At 67.3% G+C, this 1,469-nt stretch carries 2 protein-coding genes; one reads left to right on the forward strand and one right to left on the reverse strand.

Translation table 11 applies throughout. From position 1 onward, the window contains the following. Positions 1–954, reverse strand: a 954-nt coding sequence (gene cbiE / locus EN906_RS33970; protein ID WP_127375767.1) for a precorrin-6y C5,15-methyltransferase (decarboxylating) subunit CbiE, incomplete at its 3' end; no start/stop codon positions are given. A gap of 1 nt (position 955) precedes the next feature. On the opposite strand from cbiE, the gene EN906_RS33975 reads away from it, so the two are divergent. After that, a partial coding sequence (locus tag EN906_RS33975; protein ID WP_127375768.1) for a cobalt-precorrin-6A reductase occupies positions 956–1,469 on the forward strand: 514 nt, incomplete at its 3' end.

Consider the following 1,469-nt stretch of genomic DNA (forward strand, 5'->3'; position numbering starts at 1 on the left):
GCCTTCCACCACGACAAGGCCGGGAACGCCACAGGCGGCGGCGTTGCGGCCAATGCGGGCGGCGCGGATCGGATCGGCCTCGATGGCAATGGCGCGCATCGAAGGGTGGGCCAACATCCATTCGATGCCGATGGAACCGGAACCGGCGCCGATGTCCCACAGCAATTCGCCGCGTTTCGGCGCCAGCGCCGACAGGGTGATCGCGCGGATCTCGCGCTTGGTGATCTGGCCGTCATGGTCGAACAGATGATCGGCAAGGCCTGATGTGAGCGGCAGGACGCGCGCGTCCGGACCGGATTCAACTTCGACCGCCAGCACGTTGAGCGGATTGATGTTTTCGAGATCGAAGGCATCGGCGCGGATCGTGCGGTGGTCCTCGCTTGGCCCACCCAAGGCCTCCAGGATCGTCAGCCGCGATGCGCCGAAGTCGAGTTCGGTGAGCAGGCGCGCTATTGCAGCGGGGGCTTCGGCATCCGAGGTCAGTGCCAAAATGCGCGCGCGTGGCTGCAGCAGCGGCCGGATCAGGTCGAGCGGCCGGCCGTGCAGCGAGACGGTCTCGATGTCCTGCAGCGCCCAGCCAAGGCGCGCGGCCGCCAGCGAAACGGCCGACGGTGCGGGGATGACATGCATCTCCTGTTGCTTGACCTTGCGGGCGAGGGTGGCGCCGACGCCGTGGAAGAACGGATCGCCTGAAGCGAGCACGCAGACGCGCCTGTCGGCAAGCGCCAGCACGTCAGCCATCTCGGCATCGAAAGGAACCGGCCAGGCGCGCGCCTCGCCCTTGGCGAAGGAAGCGACCAGCGCCAGGTGCCGCTTGCCGCCGAAGATGATCTCCGCCTCGGCAATCCGCTGCTTGGCCTCGTCGCCGAGACCCGCTAAACCGTCCTCGCCGATGCCGACGATTGTGAGCCATTTTGGGGTGAGCTTGGCACCGCGCGGACCTTCAGCAGGCATGATGACCCACCGTATTCTGATCCTCGGCGGCACCACCGAAGCCCGGCAACTGGCCGGAAAACTGGCGGCGCGCGCCTCGGTCACGCTGTCGCTGGCTGGCCGCACTGAAAGCCCGGTCGCGCAAGGCGTGCCGGTGCGAACGGGGGGCTTTGGCGGTGCCGATGGATTGGCCGATTATTTGCGGAAAGAGCCTATCGACCTGCTGATCGACGCGACGCACCCCTATGCGGCGCAGATCTCCGCCAATGCGGCGCAAGCCGCCCGCGTGGCCGGTGTGCCGATCCTTGCGCTGCGACGCCCCGGCTGGGAGCCTGTCGAAGGCGACCGCTGGACTGAGGTCATTACATCCGGCGATGCCGCGCGAGCGCTTGGACTGGCGCCGCGCCGTGTTTTCCTGGCGCTGGGCCGGCAAGAGGTCGCTGCTTTCGAAGCTGCGCCCCAGCATCATTATCTCGTCCGCAGCGTCGACGCGATCGAGCCCAAGCTTGCCGTGCCGGATGCGAGCTATCTTCTGG

The organism is Mesorhizobium sp. M7A.F.Ca.CA.004.06.1.1, assembly GCF_003999135.1.
In the GTDB taxonomy this organism is placed as follows: domain Bacteria; phylum Pseudomonadota; class Alphaproteobacteria; order Rhizobiales; family Rhizobiaceae; genus Mesorhizobium.